Annotated in this window: 8 protein-coding genes and 1 pseudogene; 2 read left to right on the top strand and 7 right to left on the bottom strand. The window is 74.5% G+C overall.

Features of this window, described 5'->3' with window-relative positions; all coding sequences use genetic code 11:
* On the bottom strand, window positions 1-2,526 hold a 2,526-nt coding region (locus tag FV229_RS24545), incomplete at its 3' end, for a glycoside hydrolase TIM-barrel-like domain-containing protein (RefSeq protein ID WP_187275273.1).
* A 135-nt stretch (window positions 2,527-2,661) separates the two neighbouring features.
* Between FV229_RS24545 and FV229_RS24540 the strand changes: the two genes are divergently transcribed.
* Window positions 2,662-2,889 carry a type II toxin-antitoxin system RelE/ParE family toxin gene (locus FV229_RS24540; protein ID WP_147754455.1) on the top strand — a complete coding sequence of 76 codons (228 nt, stop codon included), beginning with the start codon at window positions 2,662-2,664 and terminating at the stop codon, window positions 2,887-2,889.
* Window positions 2,889-3,170 carry an addiction module antidote protein gene (locus tag FV229_RS24535; protein ID WP_147754454.1) on the top strand — a complete coding sequence of 94 codons (282 nt, stop codon included), beginning with the start codon at window positions 2,889-2,891 and terminating at the stop codon, window positions 3,168-3,170. The genes FV229_RS24540 and FV229_RS24535 overlap by 1 nt, the downstream gene beginning before the upstream one ends.
* A 60-nt stretch (window positions 3,171-3,230) precedes the next feature.
* Here the strand turns inward: FV229_RS24535 and FV229_RS24530 are convergent, their stop codons facing one another.
* The 6 genes and pseudogenes from FV229_RS24530 to FV229_RS28285 all read right to left on the bottom strand — a co-directional run.
* Window positions 3,231-3,683, bottom strand: coding sequence for a peptidase P60 (locus FV229_RS24530; RefSeq protein ID WP_147754453.1), 453 nt, complete (start codon window positions 3,681-3,683; stop codon window positions 3,231-3,233).
* 11 nt (window positions 3,684-3,694) lie between these two features.
* Window positions 3,695-4,576 carry a DUF2163 domain-containing protein gene (locus tag FV229_RS24525; protein ID WP_147754452.1) on the bottom strand — a complete coding sequence of 294 codons (882 nt, stop codon included), beginning with the start codon at window positions 4,574-4,576 and terminating at the stop codon, window positions 3,695-3,697.
* A gap of 13 nt (window positions 4,577-4,589) precedes the next feature.
* Entirely contained in the window at window positions 4,590-5,231 is a 642-nt protein-coding gene (locus FV229_RS24520; protein WP_147754451.1) for a DUF2460 domain-containing protein, read from the bottom strand.
* 29 nt (window positions 5,232-5,260) lie between these two features.
* Window positions 5,261-5,836, bottom strand: coding sequence for a phage tail tape measure protein (locus FV229_RS24515; protein WP_147754450.1), 576 nt, complete (start codon window positions 5,834-5,836; stop codon window positions 5,261-5,263).
* 28 nt (window positions 5,837-5,864) lie between these two features.
* Complete coding sequence (locus tag FV229_RS24510) at window positions 5,865-6,083, bottom strand: phage tail assembly chaperone (protein ID WP_147754449.1); 219 nt, start codon at window positions 6,081-6,083, stop codon at window positions 5,865-5,867.
* Window positions 6,080-6,198, bottom strand: a pseudogene (locus FV229_RS28285) (gene transfer agent family protein); the annotation flags it as partial. The gene FV229_RS24510 and the pseudogene FV229_RS28285, both read right to left, overlap by 4 nt.

Here is a 6,198-nt window from a genome sequence, read left to right as displayed (position 1 = left end):
CACCCGGCGTAGCGGCGCCTCGTCGTCCGAGACGCGCACGAGGTCGTCCTCGGCGATGGCCGCCGCCGCCTCGCGCCGCGGCCCGCGCAGCCGCAGGGTGCCGGCGACCGCCGACACGTCGAGGCCGTAGAGCTGCGCCAGCGGCTCGAGGGCGGCGCGGGCCGAGAGCGGGCGGTCGATCACCGCGCCGTCGAGGTAGGCCGCGGCCTCGATCGCCACCGGCACGTCGACGCCGAGGTCGGCGAGAACCCGCAGGATCAGCCGGTCGAGGTCGCAGCCCTCGATCCGGCCGGTGATCCAGTGGCCGACCCGCCAGTTGCCGGCATCCGCCCAGACCGAGCCCTGGTCGGGAAAGGCCGGGTAGGGCCGCGCGTCCCAGGCCCAGACGAAGACCGCGCGCGGATCGACCATCGGCCCGCCGTAGACCGGCGAGCGCGGGTTGTCGGCGGCCGTGAACCCCGCCGCGGCGGGGTTGAACCGGGACAGGATCGCCTCCAGGCCGCGGAGCTGAATCAGCTCGTCGCGCAGGCCCCGCGAGGCCGGCGGGTAGGCGTTCTCGGAGGATTTCGGGTCGGGGAAGACGTTGGGGCCGTTGGTACCCTTGTCCACCGCCGGCACGCCGACCTCGGTGAGCCAGATCGGCTTTCCGCGCGGCACCCAGGCGGTGGCGCGGGTCTCGACCCCGCCGTCGCGCTCGACATGGGCGTTCGACCACCAGCCGACGAGGTCCTTGGCCCGGAACGTCCAGGGTTTGGCGTAGGCGCCGTCGGTGATCGGGGTGCGGACCTGCGCGGCGCGGGCGGCCGCGTCGGCGTAGTACCAGTCGAAGGCCTCGCCGGCCCCGAGGCGGGCCTTGAGATAGCCGCGATCGTAGATCGCGTCGGCCTCCGCGAGGTCGGCGTGGCCGGGGGTGTCGCGAAAGTCCGAGATCGGAGGGTAGTAGTCGATTCCGACCGCGTCGAGGCTCGGGTCGGCGAACAGGGCGTCGAGGGGGAAGCGCACGCGCGCGCCGCCGTCGCGGACGTGGGCGCCGTACTCGGTCCAGTCGGCGGCGTAGACCAGCGTCTCGCCGTGGGTGAGCCGCGTTCGCACCGCGCGGGCGAGGTCGATCAGCGCCGCCACCGCCGGGTAGCCCTCGCCGGCGCCGCGCACGCGGGTGAGGCCGACGAGCTCGCTCGCCAGCACGAAGCCGGCGAGCGGCGTGCCGACGGCCGCCCAGCCGGCCGCGAGGTCGGCATAGTGCAACGCCTGGCGGCGGTAGCCTTCCGCACCCGTGAAGTAGGCCAGCACCTGCGCTTCGGCCGCCGCCGTCCCGTCGGGCGAGCCGGGCAGGTCGGGGGCGGGATCGCAGGTGATGCGGCCGCGCCAGGGGTAGGCCGCCTGGCCGAGCGCACCGGGCCGGTAGGGGTCGGGCAGCGCGTTGCCGACCGCGACGTCCATCATCACGAACGGGTAGAGCACCACCGCTAGGCCGCGGCGGGCGAGTTCCGCCACGAGGCGAGCGAGGCCCGCATCCGAGGGCGTGCCGCCGTAGGCCGGGGTTCCGTCCGGCGCGGTCGAGACCGACCGGGCCTGCGCGCGGTCGAGGCCGGCCACGTGCCAGGTGTCGCCGACGGTCGCCTTGGTGCCGATCTCGACCCGCGGGGCGACCGTGCACTGTCCGGCGCGCAGGTCGTCGCCGAACCACGCCACCACCACCGCGACGCGGGCGAGGTTCGGGCACAGCGCCTGAAGCGCGTCCAGCGACGCGACCACGTCGCTCGCCGCCTGCAGCTGGAACCGGTTGGCGGCCTGCGTCCGCCCGAGGCCGAGGTCGATGGTGACGCCGGTGGGATCGAGGCCGAACTCGGACGCGCCGGGGATCAGGTTCACGGCGCGGACCAGCGGCGCGACGCCGTTGACCGGCCGCACCACCTCGAAGGCGAATTGCGGGATGCGGTTGCCGTAATCGGCCAGCGGCAGCCCCTCGAACACCACGTAGGCGAGGCCGCGATAGGCCGGCGCGTCGGCCCCCTCCTTGGCGACGATCAGCGGATCGGGCGCTTGGGTCGCCGCGCCGACATGGACGCGGCAGGTGATCGCGGTGCGGTCGAGCTCGGTCCCGTCCGCCCAGATCCGCCGGACGAGGGCGATCTCGCCCTCGCACAGGCCGACCGCGAGGTTGGCGAAGTAGGCGTAGCTGGTCCGCACCGTCTTCTGCCCGCCGCCGCCCTTCGACGGGGCGGCGGCGCGCTCGACGGCGGTGTTGGCGACCTCGAGCGGTCGCGTCGCCCAGATCAGGGTGCCGCCGAGCTTCGCCCGGCCGTAGACGCGCGGCACCGGGTCGCCCTCCGTCGAGGACAGGCCGGCGACGTCCGACAGCCGCGGGCCGGCAACGTACCGCGGGCTCGCGCCCGCCCCGAACAGGGCGCCGTCGAGGCCGGCCCCCGCCACGGCGCCGACCGCCTGTCCGACCACGCTGCCGATCGGCCCGCCGAGCGCGATCCCGACCGCCGCCCCCGCCGTGGACAGGATCAGCGTGGCCATGGCGGGCTCCGTGGTGGAGATGTGGGGCGGGCACATTCGAAGGCTTAAGGGATCGTATCCGGTCGGATACGATCCAGACTGTCGCGACGATCCTGATGTCCGACGCGTTCAGGGGCTGGCTGAGCGAAGGCCCGCATCGCCTCACGCATCCGGTCAGCGACGCTGGGCGATTTCGGAGATGTCGAACCGGTGGGGGATGGCGTCGACGAGATGCGCATCCATCATGGTCCGGGCTACCGCCTCTACTATCTCCATCGAGGAGCGGCTCTCTACCTGCTCTTGATCGGCGGCGACAAAGCCAGCCAGAGCCGTGATATTCAGAAGGCGAAGGTGATGGCCGGCGACCTTGATCGGATCTCCTGATGCGCTTCACGCCTTTCGACGCCTCCGAGTTCCTCGACAGCGAAGAGGCCATCGCCGAATACCTCGCCGCGGCTCTGGCCGACCCCGATCCCGACTTGTTCGTCGCAGCGCTCGGCGATGTCGCCAAGGCGCGGGGCATGACGCAGATCGCGCGCGAGGCGGGTGTCGGGCGAGAGAGCCTGTACAAGGCTCTGACACCGGGGTCGAAGCTCCGCTACGAGACGATCCGCAAGGTCATGGATGTCCTCGGTGTCAAGCTGACGGTCGCGTCGCGGGTTTGAGCGCGTCGGAAGTGCCCGCGGCAGCCGAAGCGAGGGCGCGGGGCGCTTCCCGTCGCATCCTCACTGCGCCGGGAACCGGAACACGCCGACGAGATGCCGCCGCCACCAGGGCGTGAAGGCCACCTCCGTCACGGCGGCGTGGTCGTGGGCGTGGATCATGCCGGCACCGGTCGCGATGGCGCAGTGGCGGGCGGGCAGGTGGGCGCGGAAGGCGAAGAGCAGCACCTCGCCGGGAGCGGGCGCGTGGCGTGCGAGGTCGGCCGCGACGGGCAGGAGGTGGCGGGACGCGGCCTCCAGGAACGGGTCGGTGCCGGAGGCGGCCGATTCCGCCCAGGTGCCGGCATAGGGCGGCGGCGCCTCGGGCTCGTCGCCCAGAAGGCCGCGCCAGACGCCGCGCAGCAGGCCGAGGCAGTCGCAGCCGACGTCGAGCAGCGAGGCCTGGTGCCGGTAGGGCGTGCCGAGCCAGCGCCGGGCCTCGGCCTCGACCGCGGCGCCGTCGAACCGGTTGCGCATCGAAAAATCCTTCAGCGGAACAGCGAGCCGCCGTCGAGGCCGGGGCCCGCGCCGGGGGCGTAGCGCACGACGAAGTCGTTGCCCGGCATGTGCGGAAAGCCCTGGAAGTTCAGGGCGTTCGCGAAGGTGCCGCGGCAGGTGGACAGGCGCTTGTCGCAGCCGGCGACGAGGGTGAAGGCGTCGCCCGGCGCGACGCCGCGCGGCGGCGCCTCCCACAGCTCGACCAGCGCGCCGAGATGCGTGCGCACGTCGCCCGACAGACCAAGGTTGGCGCCGCCGGTCCAGGTCAGGCGACCGCCGGTGAACAGCCCGTCGGCGACGATGCCGGCGAACGACACGGCGAGCGTGCCGAGTTCGGCCAAGCGATCGACCGTGCCGGCCGTGCGAAACCGCGCCACGTCGACGCCGCAGCGGGCGTCGCCGAGGTCCGCGCCGCAGGTGGCGCGGTAGGTGCGGCCGCGCTCGGCGTCGAGCCGGTCGGCGAGGCCGCGGACCTCTGCCACGAAGGCGTCGCCGGCCCGGCGGATTTCGCCCAGCGTGCCCAGGTCGAGGAGCAGGCGGGTGTCCGGGTCGGTCCAGTCCACCAGCCAGGTCTCGACGGCGGCGCCGTCGTAGAGCCCGCCGGCGATGTCGGCCTCGGTCAGCCCGAGCCCGGACAGCGCGCCGGAGACATCCCCGCCGGAGACGGCGAAGCCGAGCTCGGCCGCGGCCTCCGCCGCCTCCAGGCCGGTGCGGGCGGCGTAGGTCAGGCCGGCGATCGTCATATCGCGGTCGTGGTCGGTGAAGCCGAGGGCGACGCCGTCGCGGCGGCGCAGGGCCCAGGCCCAGCAGCGGCAGAGGGTCGTCACGCCGCCGGCCAGATGCGCGGCGAAGGCGGGCGGCAGGTCGCGCATGGTTGCAGTTTCCCTAGGGCACGATCTCGACCAGCGGCACCTTGGGAATCTCGCCCGCGGTGAAGGCTTCGAGGTTGATCACGAGGTCGTCGGCGTCGAACCGGACCGGCACGTCGAAGGCGAAGCCCGCGGTGACGACGGCGCCCGCCGGGGGCACGGCGCCGGCGGCGAAGACGACCTGCCCGGTGGCGGGATCGCAGGCGAAGCGTTGCGCGGGCGTCTCGACGCCGGCCACCGCCACCCGCACGCTGCCGGCCACCGGCTTGGCGATCGCCCGCCGGTAGGGCGTCGGCCCGGTGCCGTAGGTCTTCACGAGGGCGAACGCCCGTGACGCCCCGTCGCCGACCCCGAGGCGCTGGTCGGTCGGCGCCGGCACCCGGCCCGGCGGCCCGGAGCGGAAGTCGACCCGGTCGCGATAGCGGAAGCCGTAGAGGCGACCGCGCCGCTCCTCGAAGAAGCTCAGCACGGCGTGGAGCGTGTCGAGCGAGCGGATGCCGAAGCCGGCGTCGTAGCGGCGCCGGGAATCGGCCCAGCGGCTGTTGCGGTGCTCCCGCCCCGAGGCGAGCGTGACGATCTCGGTCAGCCGGGTCGGGCCGCCGCTGCCGCGCAGCGCGACGTCGAGGGGAAAGGACACCTCGTGGAAATCGTCCGGCATCGGCAATCCTTCCGTGATGGCGCCCGCACTCACAGCGCGCGCTGGCCGCGGGCCACGGCGCGGGCGAGGCTCGCGGTGACTTGCGCCTCGGACTTGCGGAACGAGGCCGCGTCCGGCGTCGCGATGTTGACGGTGACCGCGACCGGCCGCCCGCCCGGTCCGGTGCCGACCCCGAGGCGGCCGTCGGAGCCTCGCCGGAGCGGCAGGATCGCCTCCGGCCCGGCCTCGCCCATCAGGCCGGTGCCGCCGCTCATCGGGAAGTAGGTCGGGGCCGCGACCACCCCGCCGCCGGCGAAGGCCCGCACCCGGCCGCCCTGGAGCACGCCGCCCCGTGCGAAGGCCGCGTCCGCCCCGACGGCGGAGCCGAGCAGGCTGTTGACCAGGCCGGTGATGCCGGTGCGGACCGGCTTCAGCGCCGCCCGGACCGCGGTTCCGGCTAGGCGCGTCCCGGGGGAGCCGAGCACCCCGTCGAGCTGGCGCCCGGAAGTGAGGCTGCGCGTCAGGGCCGTCGACAGGCTCTGCCCGAAGCGCTGGGCGAGCTTGTCCAGGGTGTCGAGCTGCTTGATGCGGGCGGCGTTCGCCCGGTCGAGGTCGGTCTCCGCCATGGGTCTCTCCTGCAAGCGCGGACCGGCCTCACGCCGTGTCCGGATGGTCCTGGATCAGCCGCGCCAACCCGTCGCGGCCGAGCCCGGCGCCACTGGCTCGGAGCCCGGCGGCGAAGAGCAGCTCATGCGGCGTGGCGCGCCAGAGGTCGCGCGGCCGCCAGCGTAGGCGCCCGAGCGCCAGCGACAGCGCGTCGTCCCACGGGAAGGCGGGCGTGGTGCCCGGCGCCGTCCCGCCCGTGGCGCTCAAGGGTCCGGCGGCGCCCCGAAGGCGGCGAGCAGGGCCTCGCCAAGGGCCGTGGTGACGGGCTCCAGCCCGCCGGCCAGCGGCAGGGCCGCGACCGCCGCGTCGTCGAGGGCGTGGC

It is taken from the genome of Methylobacterium sp. WL120 (assembly GCF_008039465.1).
In the GTDB taxonomy this organism is placed as follows: Bacteria; Pseudomonadota; Alphaproteobacteria; order Rhizobiales; family Beijerinckiaceae; genus Methylobacterium; species Methylobacterium cerastii.
This window is presented reverse-complemented; position numbering and strand designations above follow the sequence as displayed.

Bases quoted from the DNA above. Each gene is read 5' to 3' on its own strand.
- FV229_RS24535 (WP_147754454.1), top strand. From the start codon at position 2,889: ATGCGCTTCACGCCTTTCGACGCCTCCGAGTTCCTCGACAGCGAAGAG.
- FV229_RS24530 (WP_147754453.1), bottom strand. From the start codon at position 3,683: ATGCGCAACCGGTTCGACGGCGCCGCGGTCGAGGCCGAGGCCCGGCGC.
- FV229_RS24525 (WP_147754452.1), bottom strand. From the start codon at position 4,576: ATGCGCGACCTGCCGCCCGCCTTCGCCGCGCATCTGGCCGGCGGCGTG.
- FV229_RS24520 (WP_147754451.1), bottom strand. From the start codon at position 5,231: ATGCCGGACGATTTCCACGAGGTGTCCTTTCCCCTCGACGTCGCGCTG.
- FV229_RS24515 (WP_147754450.1), bottom strand. From the start codon at position 5,836: ATGGCGGAGACCGACCTCGACCGGGCGAACGCCGCCCGCATCAAGCAG.